Origin of the sequence: Bordetella tumulicola (assembly GCF_965138755.1) — a bacterium.
GTDB lineage: Bacteria > Pseudomonadota > Gammaproteobacteria > Burkholderiales > Burkholderiaceae_B > Bordetella_A > Bordetella_A tumulicola.
Window position 1 is genome coordinate 367,815 of sequence record NZ_CBCSFP010000003.1, and the last position, 19,114, is coordinate 386,928.

The following is a 19,114-nucleotide window of genomic DNA, read 5'->3' on the forward strand; positions in this document are numbered from 1 at the left end:
TGTACGATCCCTGCCCGCCGGCGTTTTTCCAGCCCGTTCTGAACTATGGCCATCCAGTCCGATTCGCTTTCCTCTTTGCCCGACGCTCCTCGTCTGGTCACACCGCAACCGGTATCACCCAACGAAGAGTCCATTGAACGCGCCTTGCGGCCCAAAGCCCTGCAAGAGTATGTGGGGCAGCGACGCGCCCGCGAGCAGCTTGAGATATTCATTCAGGCGGCGCGCAATCGCGGCGAGGCTCTGGATCATGTACTGTTATTCGGTCCGCCCGGGCTGGGCAAAACAACGCTGGCACACATCATCGCGCACGAAATGGGCGTGCAACTGCGCCAGACATCCGGACCCGTGCTCGAGCGACCGGGCGATCTGGCAGCACTGCTGACCAACCTGGAAAAAAACGACGTCCTGTTCATCGACGAAATTCACCGCTTGTCACCCGTCGTTGAAGAAATTCTGTATCCGGCACTCGAAGATTTTCAGATCGACATCCTGATCGGCGAAGGCCCCGCTGCCCGCAGCGTCAAACTGGATCTGCAGCCCTTTACGCTGGTCGGCGCCACCACGCGCGCAGGGATGCTGACCAATCCGCTGCGTGACCGTTTTGGCATTGTGTCGCGCCTGGAGTTCTATAACGCAGAAGACCTGGCACGCATCGTGACGCGTAGCGCGGGCCTGCTCAATGTCGAAATCACCCCTGATGGTGCGAATGAGGTCGCGCGGCGCGCACGCGGCACGCCGCGTATCGCCAACCGCTTGTTGCGGCGCGTGCGTGACTATGCGCAAGTCAAATCGCGAGGCATCATCGATACTGACTCGGCCAATCGCGCGCTAGCGATGCTGGAGGTCGACCCTCAAGGCCTGGACCTGATGGATCGCAAGCTCCTCGAGGCCATCATTCACAAATTTGATGGCGGGCCAGTGGGCGTAGACAGCCTCGCGGCAGCTATTGGCGAAGAGCGTGACACCATCGAAGACGTGATCGAACCCTACCTCATTCAACACGGCTATCTGCAGCGCACGCCACGCGGACGCACGGCCACGCTGACGACCTGGCGACATTTGGGTCTTACGCCGCCTTCAGACAGCGCGGAGTTGTTCGGCAAGTAAATACGCGGACGTCCCCCCGACTTGAACTGACCCCAAGGGTTGGACTGGTGTTCGACTTCTTGGGGTCAGTTCAAGTCCAGGGGCGTCTTTGCATGGATCAATCCGAGGCTCGCCCTACCACAGGGCACCGCAGATGCGTGGGCTATTGCACCAAGCGCAGGATATCCTCGCCATAAGCCTCGAGCTTGCGCGCCCCGACGCCGCTGATGTGGCCCAGGTCTTCCATGGACGCTGGCCGGGCCATCGCGATTTCACGCAGCGTTGCATCGTGAAAAATCACATAAGCGGGCACGCCGTTGTTCTTCGCAATCTCGCCGCGCCAATTGCGCAGGGCATTAAACAGCGGCTGGGCTTCGGTAGGCAGATCAACGATGACCGCGCGAGTCCGATTGCTCGACTTCGAACTGCGGGGTTTCTTTTCGGATTCGCGCCGCAGCATCAATTGATGCTCGCCCTTGAGTACCGCGCGGCTGCCCTCGGTCAGGGCCAGCGTGCCATAGCCCTCGTGATCCACGGTCAGCAAGCCCTGAGCCAGCAATTGGCGCAAGACGCCGCGCCACGCGTTGTCGGACAGGTCGGCCCCAACGCCAAATACACTCAGGGTGTCGTGCCCATGCTGGCGTGTACGATCAGTGACCTTGCCACGCAGGATGTCGATGATGTGGCCCGCCCCGTAACGCTGCCCTCGCTCTTTCCATAGCCGATAAACGGCCGACAGCACTTTCTGTGCGGCGACGGTGCCATCCCAGGCCTGCGGCGGCTCGAGGCAGACATCGCAATTCCCGCAGGCCGTAATCGTCTGCCCAAAATACGCCAGCAGGCGCACGCGTCGGCACTCTACGGTCTCGCACAGCCCCAGCATCGCGTCGAGCTGTTGCCCCAATCGCCGCCGATACGACTCGTCCCCCTGGGACTCGTCAATCATCCTGCGCTGCTGCACCACGTCTTGCAAACCATAGGCCAACCACGCCGAGGCAGGCAAACCATCGCGACCCGCCCGGCCCGTTTCCTGATAATAGCCTTCCACCGATTTGGGCAAATCAATGTGCGCGACAAACCGGACGTCAGGCTTGTCGATCCCCATGCCGAAGGCGATGGTCGCGACCATGACGATGCCGTCTTCGCGCAAAAAACGTGACTGGTTCCCGGCCCGTACTGCGGGATTTAACCCGGCGTGGTACGGCAACGCGTTAACTCCGTTCTGGCAAAGAAAATCGGCGGTTTCCTCGACACGAGCGCGTGACAAGCAATACACCACACCCGAATCGCCCTCGTGCTCGGTGCGGATCAGCTCCAGCAACTGACGGCGCACTTCGTTTTTTTCGACGATGCGATAGCGAATGTTCGGGCGATCAAAGCTCGCCACAAAATGCTCGGCGTGATCCAACGCCAGACGCTGCGCGATCTCGACGCGTGTGGTCGCCGTCGCAGTCGCCGTCAGGGCAATGCGCGGCACGTCGGGCCAGCGCTCGTGCAGCATCGACAGCCCAAGGTACTCGGGGCGGAAATCATGCCCCCATTGCGATACACAATGCGCCTCGTCAATCGCAAACAGGGCAATGCGGCCACGCTCGAGTAATTGCAGGCACCGATCGGTCAGCAATCGCTCGGGCGCCACGTACAGCAGGTCGAGCTCGCCATTCAGAAAGGCTTGCTCGACCTCGCGCGCCACGCGCCAGTCTTGTGTCGAATTGAGAAACGCGGCGCGTACCCCCAGCTCGGTCAGGGCGTCGACCTGATCTTGCATCAACGCGATCAGGGGGGACACCACGATACCGGTACCCGGGCGGACCAGCGCGGGCACCTGGTAGCACAGCGATTTACCACCACCGGTAGGCATCAAGACCAGCGCATCGCCACCGTCGATGACATGATCGACAATGGATTGCTGGTCGCCTCGGAAGGATTCGTAACCAAAAACGCGCTGCAGGACGTCCTGGGCGCGCGGGTCAGACATGGGAAGTAGCGAAAAACGTCATGGCGGCGATTTTAAGCCCCATTGCGATTCCCTGGGGCGCAGGGGTGCACAATTTGACCTCGCCCGCTTTTCCGCGCCGTTGCCGCGCTACCACGACAACCATCGCCCATACATAAACGTATCGACCGGCATACTGATGCCCGCGCGCACTTCATAGTCGCCGGTCACCACATCGCGATCGGCGCCAACGGCCAACCGGACGGTGGGCGCGACCAGCATGCTGTGTTCCAGACCAAAGCGCTGCTCCACCGAGACGCCGGCATCCTGCGTATCGGTATACGTCCCGGTCAGTGTTCCCCAACCAGACAGCGGAACGCCCGCCGCCAGAGTATTACGCATTTGGGGTGCGATTCCTGCCCCGTTGCGGTACGAGGCCAGATCCCCAAACCCGGCATCAATGTGCTCATTCGTCACCGCCAGGCTGACCGACTCGGCCAGGTTGACGCTGTAACCAAAGCGATAACGCCAGGCGTTCACACTGTCAAAGGTACTTTGTGTCGCGCCAAAGGCGAACGCACCCAGATCGCCTGCGGCATACGTCGTCCCGACACCCTGCGTCGCCAGATTCGGCGCGCTCTGCATTTGGCTCTCCACGGTGAGCGCCGGCGTCAGCCCATAGCGTAGCGATCCGCTACCGGCCGTCACGCCATAATCGATCGCCCCCGACGACGCGGCCGTGTCGGTGTAGTTGAGCAGGCCCACCGACGACGAATAAGCCAACGCGCCCTCAGGCAGCGTTTGTATTCCGCCACGCCAGCCAGACGAGACTTGCAGGCCACCGATGGGGACCGTGCCGCCCCAGATCGGTGCGTTGGCAGTCAAATTACCCAGAGACAGCATGGGCCCCTCGGCGTCACGATAGGTCCATCGCCCCCCGCTATAAGCAAAGCCCTGCTGCGACCCGACGGCCGAAAACCAGGGGTGGGTAGAGGGATGCGCGCGCGTTACCAATATGACGGGATGCTCGGCCGCCAGTTCCGTCGTCTCCAGCCCAAAAGAATACGATTGCTCCGGCACCGACGCGATATCGGGGAACAGACTGGCGCATTGGACGGGCAAGGGGGCCGCGGGCGCATCGATCTGCAATGACGCATCGATCAACCCCTCGGCCGGCGACATCTCGCACGGCATGGGATCGAGCGGCAGCTCACGCAGCGGTATGTCGGCAGCGGGCGCGACCGGTATCGAATTGGCGGGCGCCAACGCGCCGATGCCCTCTCGAGAGGCGCGTTCGATCGCATCCTGTATCAACCGGGCGACGGGCACGGCCGTCTGTTTGGGCTCGAGATCCGCAATGCTGCCAGGTGGCGCCGTTGTGCTCAACAAGCCATTGGGGACGGGATCGCGAGCCGCCGCTGCGATGTCCAGGGGCGGCTCAACCGACGCACACGCCCCCAATCCCCCCACACACACGGATATTGCCGCCAATGGCAGCCGTGCCGCCCGCCTGCCCGAGCGCGCGCATATAAACAGGGTTTCGAGCAAAATAGACATCGGAAAACAAAACATCAGCAAACGTTCATCAGCAAACGCGAAAATTCAGGCACGATTTTAGTGACTCTACATACCGTCTTCGTGAAATACCTGCACAGCCACGGTATATTTCAATCCGTTTCTGCCCTCTTGCTCCCAAGCCATTCCACGGCCACTATGGTGACATGGATACTCCTCATACCAAGCTGCTGGTCGTCGATGACGACCCCGCCTTACGGCAATTGCTCGCTGACTACCTGAATCGCCACGGTTACGATACGCTGTTGGCGGCCGATGCGAGCGATCTGCCCGCGCGCATTGCCCGTTACGCGCCCGACCTGCTGGTGCTGGATCGCATGATGCCCGGCGGTGATGGTGCGGATGCCTGCCGTCGCCTGCGCGAACAGGGCGAAGACCTCCCCGTTATCTTGTTGACCGCCCGCGATGAAACCGTAGACCGCATCATCGGCCTGGAGGCTGGCGCAGACGATTATCTGGGCAAACCGTTCGATCCGCGTGAGCTCCTGGCGCGTATCGAGGCCATCTTGCGCCGCAAGCGCGGCCCTTCGGCCTTGACCAAAGATGCCCCGGTGACTTTCGGCCCCTTTACGTTCGACCCCGCTATGCGTCAACTGCTGCGCGACGGCGAAGTCGTCAAGCTGACCGGAGGTGAGATCAACCTGCTGGAAGCACTGGTTCGTAATGCAGGCAAGCCCTTGTCGCGCGAGCGACTGCTGGTCCTCGCCCGCGACGATGATGCGGGCGAGCGCAACGACCGCGCGATCGACATCGCCATTCTGCGTCTGCGCCGCGCCATCGAAGACGACCCCAAACAACCTCGATGGATCCAGACCGTTTGGGGCATTGGCTATCGATTCTCGCCTTAAACCACGCGACGACGCATGCATCGCCTGACCCGAATTTTATTACCGCGCTCGCTGCGGGCACGCCTTATTCTGCTCGTCCTTGGCGCGGTTCTCCTGGCGCAGGCGGCCACGCTGACCACGGCGTCGTACTATCGCCAAAAATTCATCGAAGATGTGGCGATCAGCTATATCGCCACCACCATTCGTACGCTGCGTGCGTCGCTGTCGCAAATCCCCACCGAGGATCGCGCCGATTTCGTGCGCAACGCCTCGCAGAATCAATGGCGGCTGTGGTCGCGAACGTTGCCCGCAGAAGCCCAGCTTCAGCAAACATACCGGCCTCAGTCGCCTCGCCCTCCCTCATCCGAGTCATCACGCCGGGGGGGTAACGTCCGAGGCGATGGCAATCGACCGCCCGATGACATCCGGCGCGAATTGCGTGGGCCGATCCGTGATCTGAATGACAGACTCAACGACGGCACCCGCGTCGCGCTCTCGCATGGCCCCGATCCCGAAATCTACATATCGCTGGCCCGCAATCCCGACAGCGAGGATGCCCCGCGCCTGCGCGAATGGCTCGTCATCCCGCTCGAACGCCTGGATCCCCCACTGGCCCCCCCCATGATCGCGGCATGGCTGGGCGGACTGGGTCTGGTGCTATTGCTGGCGGCCGGCTTTTCCTGGCACATCACCCGTCCCCTGACTCGCCTGGCCGAAGCCGCCGACCGCTTGGCGGCCGGCCAACCGCAACGCGTCGTGCCCTCTGGTCCGAACGAGACATGGGCACTCGGGGAACGCTTTAACGCCATGCTGGACGCCCTGGCCGAATCCGATTCGGTCCGTCGCACATTGCTATCCGGGCTGCCTCACGACCTGAAAGGCCCGTTGTCGCGTATGTGGCTGCGTATCGAAATGGCCGATGACCCGACGCTGAAAGAAGGCCTGCGCAAAGACCTGCAGGATATGCAGCGCATGGTCGACCAATTTATTGGATTTGTCCGTGGCACCGATCCCGCCGCGTATCGGTACACCCCATTGGTCCTGGCCGAATGGCTGGACGACTACGTCGGTGGCTGGACTAGTACCGGCACCGCGATCACGCTGGACGCGACTGACGAAGCCATGACCATCCAGGGCGATGCGCCCGCACTCGGACGACTGCTGGACAATCTGATCGGTAACGCCTTGCATCACGGCCAACCACCGATTGATATCCGCTTGTATCGTCAAGACCAGCATGCCGTCCTGGACGTGGCGGACCACGGCCCGGGTATCGATCCGGAACGGCGTACGGAGGCATTGCGCCCCTTTGCCCGCCTGGACGATGCACGAACTCGCACCGGCAGCGTCGGCCTGGGCCTGGCGTTGGCAGACGCGATTGCCCGGGCCCACGCAGGCAGCCTCGAGTTGCTGCAGGCCAAGAGTGGCGGGCTGCTCGTGCGTATTCGGTTGCCGTTAATCGCCTGATTTAGCGGCAAAAGCCCGACCGGCACAAGGTGCCAAATTGACGGCATCTCGCCGCAAAAACTGCTAACTACGACGTTCTTTGCCAAACACGGACCGGTACGCCCACAGGTTGAAAATCAACACCACGGGCGCGCCCACCACCGCCGCCGACAACACGAGCCGCATCGACTCGATAGAGGCCGTGCCGTCCCAGAGCGTCATGTCGTCCAGGATCAGGTACGGAAACAGGCTATATGCCAGCCCGGCCAACATCAGCCAGATCAACACCACACACAATACAAACGGCAGCCAATGGTAGGCCGACTCGTGGCGTGGCACCCGCACCAACAGCATTTCGACGAACGAGAAACAAAGCAACATGACCGCCCATACCCCCACAACGGTCGCCAATCCACCTGGGTTGCTCCATTTGTAGAAAATCCCGGCATTTGCCAGTCCCAGCATGACCGAGGTGCCTACCATGCCCACCGCCGTCCAGCGGATCGCATGACGCGCCCAGCGCGCCGCGCGACGCTGTAAGTCGCCATCGACACGCATCACTAGCCAAGCCGCTCCCAGCAATCCATAGGCCGCCACCACACACAGCCCGATCAGAACCGTAAACCAGCCGTAGCCGGAGGCCGTCTGATAACCCGTGGCGATGCGCCCCAGGATCAGGCCTTGGCCAAAAGCGGTCGCCAGCGATCCCAGGCAGAATCCGAAAATCCAGCGCGGCTTGGTCTCGGCACGCGCCCGAATCCGAAATTCAAAGGACACACTGCGCAACATCAGCCCCAGCGCCATCAGCGCAAGCGGGCCATACAGCCTGCCGAACACCACCCCCCACGACAACGGGAAGGCCGCGGCACACAAGCCTATCCCCAACAGGGGCCAAAATTCGTTGGCGTCCCGCCATGGGCTAAGCAAGCCCATCATGCGCCCGCGTTCGTGGGCCGGCGCCAACGGCAGCAACATGCCCACGCCGATATCAAAGCCATCGAGCACGACACCGCCGGCGATTAACAAAAACAGCAGGCCCATGAACACCAACGGGATCCAGAATGTCGGATCATTGGCACTCACGCCCAGCGAAGCAGCCAGCGCAGCGATCATTGGGCCCCCCCTCCGGGTTTGCGTACCGGTACGACCCCGTAGCGGACTGCGTGAAACAACATGCTGTTAAAAGCCGCGATCAGCACGATATACAACACGCTATAGCCCACCAGACCCAACGCCAGTGCAGCTGTGCCGGTCGTGCCCAGCACCTCGGTTTGCGTGATCGTGCCGTTGACCGCATACGGCTGCATCCCCACCAACGAAAAAACGCCTCCCGCCAGCACGGCGAGGCCGCCGGTGTACACCATGCCCACCATCAGGCGTAGCCACCAGCGAGGCAAGTGAGACGGATCCAGCCCACGTCGCGCCGTCAGGATCAGGGTGGCCCACGACATCAGCAACATCAGCCCGCCCAACAGCAACACGGCACGCAACAACCAGAACGTCAGCGCCACCGGTGGCCGCATACCTGAATACGTGTCCAGTCCCAGGTACTGCCCGTGGGTATCGCGGCCCAGCCATTCACCGCCTGCCTGGTCCAGCGTCCAGGCAAAACGATTTTTCTCGGCCCGATGATCTGGCCACCCAAATAGCGTCCAGCTGGGCTCGGCACCGCTGTGCCAATAACCCGCGGCCGCAGCGGCCTTGGCGGGTTGATGCTCCGCCATGACACGTGAGGCGCCAGCGAGCACGGGAATCTGCAGCGCAGAGGCCACCACCGCCACCACCAGTGCCGTCTTGAACGTGCAACGCTCTCCGTCGTCCAGGGGACGCCGCAGCGCATGCAAGGCCGTGACCCCCAGCATCAGGAACGCCGCCGCCAACGCAGACCACAGGGCCATCAAGCCCAAGTTCCATCCCAGGGAGGGATTGAAAATCACCGCATTCCAGTCGTAAACCCGATATCGGGCATCGATCAGTGTCGCTCCCGCGGGTGTCTGGACCCATGATTGCAGCGACAGCACCCAAAACAGCGTCGCCGCCTGCCCCACCGCCACCATAAACACGGCAAAGGTGTGTACGCCATCCGAAACGCGCCGCTGACCGAACAGCATGACGCCCAGAAAACACGACTTCAGAATAAATACCGACAGCACGCCAAAACCCACGAGCGGTCCAGCGATATTGCCTATTTTGTCCATCAGGCCCGGCCACAAACTGCCCAACTGGATCAGGACGGGCAGCCCGGAGGCCAACGCCAACACAAACGACAGGGCGAAAAAACGCACCCAAAACCGATAGGCGGCCGTCCACCCGGCCCGCCGGGGTCCGTGCGTACACAACTTAAAAAACAGCAACAGCCAGGCCAGCGCGAACGCCAGGGCCATGAACAGTGCCAGGAAACTGAGGCTGGTCGTAAACTGGATGCGAGCCAGTAGTAGGGGAACAATATCCATGATGGCCGGTAGTGTAGAGCCTGTTTTCGATACGTGGGAGACGGGTTTACGACGGCACCTTCAGCTGAACGTGGCAAAATTGACGCTTTGCTGCTGCATTTACTTATTCCATTGAGCATGACCACCGCCCCCACCACGTCTGCCGCCACCAACTTTCTGCGCAACATCATCGACGATGACCTGCAGGCCAACCGCTACCAAGGTAAGCGCTGGGCCGGTGTGCCCGGTCCCGCCTCGGTACAGTCTCAAGGCGAGCCTGATCCCGCGCGGATCCGCACTCGGTTCCCGCCCGAGCCCAACGGCTATTTGCACATTGGCCACGCCAAGAGCATCTGCGTCAACTTCGGTCTGGCGCGCGAATACGGGGGGGTTTGCCATCTGCGCTTTGACGACACCAATCCCGAAAAAGAGGACCAGGAATACGTCGATGCCATCGCCGAGGCCGTGCACTGGCTGGGTTTCGACTGGAAAGCCGACGGCAACGATAACCTGTATTTCGCCAGCGACTACTTCGAGTTCATGTACGAATTCGCCCAGGCGCTGGTGCAGGCCGGCCACGCCTACGTCGACGAGCAAACACCCGAGCAGATCCGCCTGAACCGCGGCACCCTGACCGAACCGGGTACGGCGTCGCCCTGGCGTGACCGTCCTGCCGCCGAGTCGCTTACCTTGCTGGCGGACATGCGCGACGGCAAGTACCCCGACGGCAGCCTGGTGTTGCGCGCCAAAATCGACATGACCTCGCCGAATATCAATCTGCGCGATCCTGTCATGTATCGCGTGCGACACGTCACCCACCACCGTACCGGCAACAAATGGTGCATCTACCCGATGTACAGTTGGGCACACCCGGTCGAAGACGCCCTGGAAGGCATCACCCACAGCATCTGTACCCTGGAATTCGAAGACCAACGCCCGTTCTATGACTGGATCCTGGCGCGCTTGGCCGAATTGGGCAAACTAAGCCATCCTTTGCCGCGCCAATACGAATTCGCGCGCCTGAACCTGAGCTACGTCGTCACCAGCAAACGTAAATTGCTGCAACTGGTGCGCGAAGGGTACGTCGACGGCTGGGATGACCCGCGCATGCCGACACTGTTCGGTCTGCGTCGGCGCGGCTACACCGCCGCGGCCATCCGGCTGTTCTGCGATCGCACGGCCGTCTCCAAATCCGACTCTCGCATCGACTACAGCCTGCTCGAACAAGCCGTCCGCGACGACCTGGATCCCATCGCCGCCCGTTCGGTGGCCGTGCTGGACCCCGTCAAATTGGTCATCACCAACTATCCGGCGGGCCAGGAAGAGCTTTGCTCGGCCCCCACAAACCCTCACGACCCAGCAGCCGGCAAACGCGAGTTTCCCTTCTCGCGCGAGCTCTGGATCGAGCGCGACGACTTCCGCGAAGAACCGCCAAAGAAGTACTTCCGCCTGTTCCCGGGCAACACCGTCCGCCTGAAATACGGCTATGTCGTACGCTGCACCGGTTTCACTAAAGATGAGTCCGGCCAGATTACCGAGGTTCAGGCCGAATACCTGCCCGACACCAAGAGCGGCACGCCCGGCGCCGACAGCGTCAAGGTCAAGGGCAACATCACATGGGTCAGCGCCGCACATGCCGTGCCGGCTCGCGTCCATTTGTACGACCGTCTGTTTTCTGATCCCCACCCAGATGCCGGCGATAAGGACTTTCTGACCTGCCTGAACCCGAACTCGCGCAAAACGGTCGATGCCTGGCTAGAGCCGGGTACCGTGGCCACGCCCGGTGCCACCTGGCAATTTGAACGGCTGGGCTATTTCACCGCAGACAGCCAAGACTCCACGCCTGACGCCCCGGTACTCAACCGCATCGTGACCCTGCGCGACTCCTGGGCCACGGCCTGATTGATAACTATGACTACCGATTCCCTAGCCCTGGATTTCAAAAGTGCCACGCTGTATGCCATACGCGTGGTCCTGCATAGCGCCGATCTGACACATTTGTCCACCGCGCTCGATCAACGCATGGCCGACGCCGGCAGTTTCTTTGAAAACGAACCTGTCGTCGTAGATGCCAGCCGCGTGACGGACCCTGTCGACTGGACCGCCCTGATCGCCGCGCTGCGCGGCCACAATCTGCCACCCATTGGGGTGATCGCCGAGGGGGACAACCTCACGTCCGCCCAGGCCGCGGGCCTCACGCCCGTCGAACTGTCCACACCGGTGGCACGTCCTGCCGCCACCGTCGAAATGGCCTCAGCCTCCGTCGCGACACCCGTACCTAGTGTGGCGGCCAAGGATCCGACGACGAATGCCGCCAAGCCAAGCGAGCCAGGACCCGCCGATGCCGAGGCCACAGACGCCAAGGCCGCCGCAGCCAGCGCGGNNGCTTCCGCGCAGCCCGAGCCCCTGCCCACCACCGCGCTGGTCATCACAAAGCCCCTGCGCTCGGGTCAGCGTGTTTATGCACGGCATACGGATCTGGTCGTGATCGGTATGGTGAGCCAAGGCGCCGAAGTCATTGCCGATGGCAATGTGCACGTCTATGGCCCCTTGCGCGGCAAAGCCATGGCCGGTGCGCGCGGTGATACGTCCGCACGGATTTTCACGACCCAGCTTGACGCCGAGCTTCTCGCCATCGCGGGTGTCTACCGTGTGGTAGAAGCGAAGCTCGACAGCGCGCTGCATAACCAGCCTGCTCTGGTCTATCTCGACAACGAAACACTCAGCGTCGATGCATTAAAAAAATAAGCAACACCACGCGGATTCGCCTCGGTACACCGTACCGTTAGCGAGACCTACAACTTGTAAAAAGCCTTACAGTGCTTTTTGCTTTACGATAACGCGATTTCCTCGAACATAAAGGTTAATTAGTCATGACACGAATTGTGGTGGTGACTTCCGGAAAAGGCGGGGTCGGCAAAACGACCACCAGCGCCAGCTTTTCCTCCGGCCTGGCCATGCGCGGCCACAAAACCGTCGTCATCGACTTTGACGTCGGCCTGCGCAACCTGGATCTCATCATGGGCTGCGAACGTCGCGTCGTGTATGACTTCGTCAACGTCATCCAGGGCGAGGCTTCGCTCAAGCAGACGCTGATCAAAGACAAGCAGCTGGAAAATCTGTTCATCTTGCCAGCGTCGCAAACGCGCGACAAAGACGCGCTCAGCCAGGAGGGCGTTGAGAAAGTCATCAACGAGCTCAAAGAAATGGGCTTCGATTACATCGTTTGCGACTCGCCCGCCGGTATCGAAGCAGGTGCCCTGATGGCCGCCTATTTCGCGGATGACGCATTGGTGGTGACCAACCCCGAAGTCTCCTCGGTACGCGACTCCGATCGCATTCTGGGCATTCTGGCCGCCAAATCTCGCCGCGCCATCGAAGCCGACGAGCCCGTCAAAGAGTTCCTGCTGCTGACGCGCTACAACCCCAAGCGTGTCAATGACGGCGAAATGCTGTCCCTCGGCGACATCGAAGACATTCTTCGCATCAAGCTGATCGGCGTCATTCCGGAATCAGAGTCCGTACTACAAGCCTCCAACCAGGGCGTGCCTGCCATTCATTTGCGCGAAACCGACGTCGCCGAGGCTTATAAAGACGTCGTGGCTCGTTACCTGGGTGAAGAAAAACCGCTGCGTTTTACGGATTACAACAAACCCAGCCTCCTCAAACGCCTGTTCGGAGGAAAGTAAGCGATGTCCTTCCTGTCGTTTCTGCTTGGGCAGAAAAAAACTTCGGCTGTAGTCGCCAAAGAACGCCTGCAGATTATCCTGGCACACGAACGTACGGGTCGCGGCTCATCGCCCGACTACTTGCCACAATTACAGCAAGAGCTGATCGCCGTTATTTCCAAATACGTGAACATCAACCCTGAGGACATCCGGGTGCACCTGGAACGCCAGGACACACTCGAAGTCCTGGAAGTCAAAATCGAAATGCCCCAAAAAGAAGCCTGACCACGGCGACTTTTGTTGTCCCATACAACACAAGGCCCCGGCAGATTTTTCTGCCGGGGCCTTGCTGTATTCGGGCATATCAGGTGCGCAGGACGCTACTTACCGTGCTCCCTACTTGCCAACCTGGTTCCCGATGATGCCACCCAATGCGGCGCCCCCGACAGTCCCCAGCACGCCGCCGTTCGTAATCACGGCCCCGGCCAGGCCGCCTGCGGCCGCGCCACCCACGGTGGCCTTATCTCGATGGCTCATGCGATCCCAGGACGAACAGCCCGCGGCAGATGCGGCCAGCACGACCGTCATTACAATTTTTGAGATAGTTCCGATTTTCGTCATAATGAGACTCCTGTTTTTGCCACCGGACCGTTCCAAGACAACATATCCTGGGACAACCTCGCCACATCATGGCAAGCGTGGGGCACCTTCGCCCGGGAAAGCTCACAAACCTGGATCGAGCCGGGTTCGCCTATATACAATATTCCCCGTATTACTACGAACACACAGCATCGCAGAAAGTGCACTGCCTAGCTGTGAGGGATCACCATAAATTGTATCGATGCGTAGGTATAAACCCTGATATAGACGCGAAACGTTGCCGCTTGTCGGGCTTATTTCACCAGTCGTAACACATCACGAAAACGCGGATGGTCGCAGCTCTCCAGCCATTCGAACAGGGCCATCTCGGCTGTGATGACCGTTGCTCCGGCGGCGCGCATGCGCCGCAAGCCCGCATGCTGATCCGATGCACGACGCGATCCCGCCGCATCCGCCACCAGCACCGCGCGATAATCCAGCGCGAGCAGGCCCATGATCGTTTGCAGCACACACACATGAGCCTCCCAGCCGGCGACCAGGATCGTGCGTCGCGCCGGTGGCAACCAAGCCTCGAAGCCTGGCTCACCCATCGCTGAAAAATGCCGTTTTTGAAACACCGCCTGTACCGAATCGTTCAGGGACGCAATCGTCGCGCCCAGCGCCGAGCGATTGTGCTCGGTCGCCACCACCGGGACCTCCAGCAGCCGAGCGCCCTGCGCCAACTTGCAGGCCGTCGCCGCCGACGCCTCCCCGTTCATGATCGCGGGCTGCAGACGTTCCTGCATGTCCACAATCAATAAGGTTGAATCGGCAGCTCGCAGCAACATGGCGGCCCCGGCTTACTTCAGTGCCTTGTAGCGCAGACGACGCGGCTTGGCGCCTTCTTCGCCCAGGCGACGTTTCTTGTCGGCTTCGTATTCTTGATAGTTGCCGTCAAAAAACACCACTTGCGAATCACCCTCGAACGCCAGGATATGAGTCGCGATACGATCCAAGAACCAACGATCATGGCTGATCACCATGACGCTGCCGGGGAACTCCAGCAAGGCATCCTCGAGCGCCCGCAACGTTTCCACGTCCAGATCGTTAGAGGGTTCGTCCAGCAGCAGGACGTTACCGCCCGCGACCAGCGTCTTGGCCAGATGCAGGCGGCCACGCTCGCCGCCTGACAACTGCCCGACGACCTTGTTCTGATCCGCGCCCTTGAAATTAAAGCGACCGAGATAAGCGCGCGACGACATTTCGAACTTGCCAACCGTCAGCAAATCAGCACCATCGGCGACCGCGTCGAACACGGTCTTGGCGTCTTGCAGCGAATCGCGCGACTGATCGACAAACGCCACCTGCACCGTCTGACCCAGCGTCACACTGCCCGAATCCGGCTGCTCGCGGCCGGAGATCATGCGAAACAACGTTGACTTACCGGCGCCGTTGGCGCCGATGATGCCCACAATCGCGCCTGGCGGCACCTTGAAGCTCAGGTTGTCGATCAGCAAACGATCGCCGTAGGCCTTGCTGACGTTATTGAACTCGATAACCTCGTTACCGAGACGCTCGCCGACTGGAATGAAAATTTCCTGGGTTTCATTGCGCTTTTGGTATTCGTACGATGACAGTTCCTCAAACCGCGCCAAACGCGCCTTGGCCTTGGCCTGACGCCCCTTGGGGTTTTGACGCACCCATTCGAGTTCCTTCTTGATTGTCTTTTGGCGTGCCGATTCGGAAGACTCTTCCTGTTTGAGGCGAGCGTCCTTTTGCTCGAGCCAGGAACTGTAATTGCCCTTCCAGGGAATACCGTAACCGCGATCGAGCTCCAGAATCCACTCGGCCGCGTTATCCAGGAAATAACGATCGTGGGTCACGCCCACCACCGTGCCAGGGAATTTATGCAGGAATTGTTCGAGCCACTCTACGCTTTCGGCATCCAGGTGGTTGGTCGGCTCGTCCAGCAGCAGCATATCGGGCTTGGACAGCAGCAAACGGCACAACGCCACGCGGCGCTTTTCACCGCCCGACAGGTTGCCCACTGTCGCCTCCCAGGGCGGCAAGCGCAACGCATCCGCGGCGATTTCCATCTGGTGTTCAATATCGTCGGCGCCACTGGATGCCGCTGCGGCAATCACCGCCTCAAGGTCGGCCTGCTCGGCCGCCAACGCGTCAAAATCCGCATCTGGCTCGGCATAGGCAGCGTACACCTCATCCAGGCGTTTCTTGGCCTGCACCACCGCCCCCAGACCTTCTTCGACGGCTTGGCGCACCGTATGTTCGGGGTCCAATTGCGGCTCTTGCGGCAAGTACCCGATGTTCAAGCCCGGCATGGGCACGGCTTCGCCTTCGATATCCTTGTCCACGCCGGCCATGATCTTGAGCAACGTCGACTTGCCCGACCCGTTCAGGCCCAGCACGCCGATCTTGGCGCCGGGAAAAAACGAAAGAGAAATATCACGCAAAATCTGGCGTTTCGGCGGCACGATTTTGCCGACGCGATTCATGGAGTAAACGTATTGGGCCATGGGCTCGTATGTAAATAGACGGATCAACTAGAAGCCATGATTGTAGGCCGGATTGCCTCAAGCCGGCCGCGCCGCCGGCCGAGGCCGCCACTGCGCGAGCATTACACCCGCCAGCGCCATCATCCCTCCCACAATGTGATAACCGTGCGGCACCTCCCCCAACATCGCCGCCGCAATAGCCACCGTGCCCACCGGCATCAAATTCAGAAAAATACTTGACCGGTTCGGCCCCAGATACTGCACCGCCTGCATCCACAAATACGGCGCAAACAGCGACGGAAAAATCCCCGCATACAGCACCAGCGGAATATTCGCGTCAGTCAAGGGCGACGCTACCGACAGCAAAAACACCGGCAACTGAAACAACAACCCGAACAATATCTGCACATAGAGCGACTGCCACACCTTGATAGGCAACGGCCAGCGACGCAGCAAAACCCCATACGTCGCATAAGCAAGCGCCGCGACGCCCATCAACGCATCCCCCCGGCTGCCACCCACCTCCAGCAACCGTAAAGGATCCCCCTCGCTCAACAACACCCCCAACCCCAACAGCGACAACACGCCGCCCGCCACAGCCGCCCAGGTCGGCCACTCCCGCAGCACCACACATACCAACACAATCGTCAGCAGAGGCACCATCGCCGTAATAATGCCCATATGGGTCGCGGTCGTCGTCTCCGCCGCCACATAAATCAGCCCTTGATACACCGCCATGCCCAGCGCACCCAACACCGCCAGCTTGCCCAACGCCGGCACAATCACCCGCCAGTCGCGCACCACACTCGGCAAAACAAAAGGGGTCAACAACGCCGCGGCCAACGCCCACCGATAAAACCCGATCGAAGCCGGCTCAATCACCCCCGCCGCCATCTTCGTCACCACCATATTCATCGACCAGATCAACACCGCCGACAGGGGAAACAACATATAGCGCATAGACGGCACGGCAACAGCATTCGACATCACATCCCACCTTCCGCAAGCAAAGCCGGGATATTACTGCTCTCGCACCCAATTCATCGCCACAAACCGCGTCTTGGGCTTGCTGTCCACCTCACGGCGGGCAGGCCGCTCGGATTCCCCAGCCATCAGACAATACCGCCGTTGGCAAACACGGTTTGGCCATTGATCCACCAGCCGTCATTGCTGCACAGCGTGGAAATCACCTGGGCAATATCTTCCGGCTCGCCCAAACGCTTGTGCGGCGTGCGCTGCGCGAAGCCCGCGATTTGCACCTCTGTTTTGCCATCGGTGAACAAGGTGGTGTTCACCAAGCCCGGCGCAATCGCGTTGACTGAAATATTGCGGCCTTCCAGCTCCTTGGCCAACACGCTGGCAAACAAATCTTGCGCCGCTTTGGAGGCCGCGTATGGGCCATAGGTCGGGCTGCGCAGCTTGGTGATGCTGGAAGACAAGGCGATGATGCGGCCACCATCTCGCACCTGCTGGGCGGCTTCACGTAACACGTTGAAGCTGCCCTTGATGTTTACCGCGATCATCCGGTCGAAATCAGCATCGCGTATTTGGGCGAATGGCGCCAGGCGCATGATACCGGCGTTGCTCACTACCACATCCACGCCGCCAAATGCTTGCTGGGTGGCCGCAAACAAGCGGCGCACTGCCTCCGGATCGCTGACGTCAGCCTGTACGCTGATCGCCTTGCCGCCCGCCTGGGTGATGTGTGCAACCACCGCCTCGGCCAGCGCTTGGTTGGTCAGATAGTTGACCGTCACGCTGTAACCATCGGCGGCCAACTGTTTGGCCGTTGCGGCACCAATGCCGCGTGAGGAGCCGGTGACCAGCGCCACTTTGCCATTGGCGGGTTTGGATATGCCGACATCAGTAGCGCCTGCCGCGGCCGTTGCCGCAGCTGCGCTACCAGCGCCCATCAACATGGCCGCAGGCGCTGCCAACGCCGATGCCCGCAGGAAGTTACGGCGCGAGTGGCCTGTGTGTTCAATCTCGGTGGATGTGTCGATGATATCTTTTGACATGTCAGCTCCTCGTCGTTTCAAAAAGGTCGGAAAAATCAGGAAAAGCGCGGTGACCGACATGCGGCGTCCATCGATGCGGCCTTGCGCGCCGTCGTAGCGCGATTTAGGTCAAACCGCCATTGGCATTGACCACTTGGCCGCTGATCCACGCGCCTCGCTCACTTGCCAGAATCGAAACGACCTTGGCAATGTCTTGCGGCTCACCCAAACGCTGGTGCGGCGTCTGGCGGGCAAAGCCGGCGATTTGCTCGGCTGTTTTGCCATCGGTGAACAAGGTGGTGTTGGTAGTGCCTGGCGCGATCGCGTTGACGGATATCATTCGGCCCGCCAGCTCTTTGGCCAGAATGTTCACGAACACATCCACCGCCGCCTTGCTAGCGGCATAGGCACCGTAGGTAGGTGGGCGCATCGTCACCGTGCCTGACGACAGCGCCATGATGCGGCCGCCATCGACCACGCGTCGCGAAGCTTCACGCAGGGTATGGAAACAGCCTTTCATGTTCACGTCGATCAGGCGGTTGTAGTCGGCATCGCTCATCTGCGCGAAGGTACCCAGGCGCTGGATACCGGCGTTGGCTACCACCACGTTCAATGACCCGAACGCCTCTTGATGAGCATCAAACAGACGCCGCACTGCTTCTGAATCGCTGACATCCGCCTGCACGTATATGGCTTTTCCGCCCATATCGGTGATCTCGCGCACCACTTGTTGTGCGAGATCCCGATTGTTCAAGTAGTTGATCGTTACTGCGTAGCCATCTTGCGCCAAACGCTTAGCCGTCGTCGCGCCAATGCCACGTGAAGAGCCAGTCACCAAGGCCGCCTTGGACGGGTTGCCATCAGGTGGTGCCGTGACAGGAGTCGCGGCACTTGCGGTGCTGGCCAGCAGCGCGACAGGCGCAGCCAAGGTGGCGGCGCGCAGCAGATTGCGGCGCGAGAGATATGCCCCGCCCGGACTTGCCGGGTCGTGTGAAGTGAAGTCTTTGTAGGACACGTGATACTCCATAAAAGGATCGATATTGCAAAGCAGAACC

Annotated in this window: 17 protein-coding genes and 1 pseudogene; 8 read left to right on the plus strand and 10 right to left on the minus strand. The window is 60.8% G+C overall.

Annotated features, from left to right (window positions below; genetic code table 11):
* The first annotated feature begins 45 nt into the window (after window positions 1–45).
* Window positions 46–1,107 carry a Holliday junction branch migration DNA helicase RuvB gene (gene ruvB, locus ACNAZS_RS12045; protein WP_415789450.1) on the plus strand — a complete coding sequence of 354 codons (1,062 nt, stop codon included), beginning with the start codon at window positions 46–48 and terminating at the stop codon, window positions 1,105–1,107.
* 142 nt (window positions 1,108–1,249) lie between these two features.
* Here ruvB and recQ read toward each other — a convergent pair whose 3' ends face one another.
* Window positions 1,250–3,064, minus strand: coding sequence for a DNA helicase RecQ (gene recQ / locus ACNAZS_RS12050; RefSeq protein ID WP_415789452.1), 1,815 nt, complete (start codon window positions 3,062–3,064; stop codon window positions 1,250–1,252).
* A gap of 108 nt (window positions 3,065–3,172) precedes the next feature.
* Complete coding sequence (locus ACNAZS_RS12055) at window positions 3,173–4,579, minus strand: fimbrial protein (protein WP_415789454.1); 1,407 nt, start codon at window positions 4,577–4,579, stop codon at window positions 3,173–3,175.
* Between the two features lie 164 nt (window positions 4,580–4,743).
* On the opposite strand from ACNAZS_RS12055, the gene ACNAZS_RS12060 reads away from it, so the two are divergent.
* Together ACNAZS_RS12060 and risK are read left to right on the plus strand one after the other, a co-directional pair.
* Window positions 4,744–5,445 carry a response regulator gene (locus ACNAZS_RS12060; protein WP_415789456.1) on the plus strand — a complete coding sequence of 234 codons (702 nt, stop codon included), beginning with the start codon at window positions 4,744–4,746 and terminating at the stop codon, window positions 5,443–5,445.
* 15 nt (window positions 5,446–5,460) lie between these two features.
* Window positions 5,461–6,891 (plus strand): sensor histidine kinase RisK, encoded by a 1,431-nt coding sequence (gene risK / locus ACNAZS_RS12065; protein ID WP_415789458.1) that lies wholly within the window; start codon window positions 5,461–5,463, stop codon window positions 6,889–6,891.
* A 63-nt stretch (window positions 6,892–6,954) separates the two neighbouring features.
* Here the strand turns inward: risK and ACNAZS_RS12070 are convergent, their stop codons facing one another.
* On the minus strand, window positions 6,955–7,983 hold the full coding sequence (locus ACNAZS_RS12070) for a cytochrome d ubiquinol oxidase subunit II (protein WP_415789461.1): 1,029 nt from the start codon (window positions 7,981–7,983) through the stop codon (window positions 6,955–6,957).
* Window positions 7,980–9,323 (minus strand): cytochrome ubiquinol oxidase subunit I, encoded by a 1,344-nt coding sequence (locus ACNAZS_RS12075; RefSeq protein ID WP_415789463.1) that lies wholly within the window; start codon window positions 9,321–9,323, stop codon window positions 7,980–7,982. The genes ACNAZS_RS12070 and ACNAZS_RS12075 overlap by 4 nt, the downstream gene beginning before the upstream one ends.
* Window positions 9,324–9,440: 117 nt before the next feature.
* On the opposite strand from ACNAZS_RS12075, the gene ACNAZS_RS12080 reads away from it, so the two are divergent.
* The 5 genes and pseudogenes from ACNAZS_RS12080 (at window position 9,441) to minE (ending at window position 13,255) form a co-directional block, all read left to right on the plus strand.
* Window positions 9,441–11,204 carry a glutamine--tRNA ligase/YqeY domain fusion protein gene (locus tag ACNAZS_RS12080; RefSeq protein WP_415789465.1) on the plus strand — a complete coding sequence of 588 codons (1,764 nt, stop codon included), beginning with the start codon at window positions 9,441–9,443 and terminating at the stop codon, window positions 11,202–11,204.
* Window positions 11,205–11,213: 9 nt separating this feature from the next.
* Window positions 11,214–11,685 (plus strand): septum site-determining protein MinC (locus ACNAZS_RS12085; RefSeq protein WP_462935899.1); only part of this gene is annotated, 472 nt, incomplete at its 3' end.
* Between the two features lie 2 nt (window positions 11,686–11,687).
* Window positions 11,688–12,050: pseudogene (minC, locus tag ACNAZS_RS12090) on the plus strand (septum site-determining protein MinC); the annotation flags it as partial.
* A 125-nt stretch (window positions 12,051–12,175) separates the two neighbouring features.
* Window positions 12,176–12,991, plus strand: coding sequence for a septum site-determining protein MinD (gene minD, locus ACNAZS_RS12095; RefSeq protein ID WP_415789467.1), 816 nt, complete (start codon window positions 12,176–12,178; stop codon window positions 12,989–12,991).
* A gap of 3 nt (window positions 12,992–12,994) precedes the next feature.
* Complete coding sequence (gene minE / locus ACNAZS_RS12100) at window positions 12,995–13,255, plus strand: cell division topological specificity factor MinE (RefSeq protein ID WP_415789469.1); 261 nt, start codon at window positions 12,995–12,997, stop codon at window positions 13,253–13,255.
* Window positions 13,256–13,366: 111 nt separating this feature from the next.
* On the opposite strand, the gene ACNAZS_RS12105 is transcribed toward minE, so the two are convergent.
* The 6 genes from ACNAZS_RS12105 to ACNAZS_RS12130 all read right to left on the minus strand — a co-directional run bounded on the left by ACNAZS_RS12105 (window position 13,367) and on the right by ACNAZS_RS12130 (window position 18,966).
* Window positions 13,367–13,591 (minus strand): glycine zipper 2TM domain-containing protein, encoded by a 225-nt coding sequence (locus tag ACNAZS_RS12105; protein ID WP_415789471.1) that lies wholly within the window; start codon window positions 13,589–13,591, stop codon window positions 13,367–13,369.
* A 272-nt stretch (window positions 13,592–13,863) separates the two neighbouring features.
* The gene (locus tag ACNAZS_RS12110; protein ID WP_415789473.1) at window positions 13,864–14,397 is read right to left on the minus strand and encodes an isochorismatase family protein; all 534 of its coding nucleotides are present in this window, start codon (window positions 14,395–14,397) and stop codon (window positions 13,864–13,866) included.
* A gap of 12 nt (window positions 14,398–14,409) precedes the next feature.
* Window positions 14,410–16,083 carry an energy-dependent translational throttle protein EttA gene (ettA, locus tag ACNAZS_RS12115; protein WP_415789475.1) on the minus strand — a complete coding sequence of 558 codons (1,674 nt, stop codon included), beginning with the start codon at window positions 16,081–16,083 and terminating at the stop codon, window positions 14,410–14,412.
* Between the two features lie 57 nt (window positions 16,084–16,140).
* Window positions 16,141–17,049 (minus strand): DMT family transporter, encoded by a 909-nt coding sequence (locus ACNAZS_RS12120; protein ID WP_415789478.1) that lies wholly within the window; start codon window positions 17,047–17,049, stop codon window positions 16,141–16,143.
* A gap of 125 nt (window positions 17,050–17,174) precedes the next feature.
* On the minus strand, window positions 17,175–18,080 hold the full coding sequence (locus ACNAZS_RS12125) for an SDR family oxidoreductase (protein ID WP_415789480.1): 906 nt from the start codon (window positions 18,078–18,080) through the stop codon (window positions 17,175–17,177).
* A 103-nt stretch (window positions 18,081–18,183) separates the two neighbouring features.
* The gene (locus tag ACNAZS_RS12130) at window positions 18,184–18,966 is read right to left on the minus strand and encodes an SDR family oxidoreductase (protein WP_415789655.1); all 783 of its coding nucleotides are present in this window, start codon (window positions 18,964–18,966) and stop codon (window positions 18,184–18,186) included.
* Window positions 18,967–19,114: the final 148 nt, after the last annotated feature.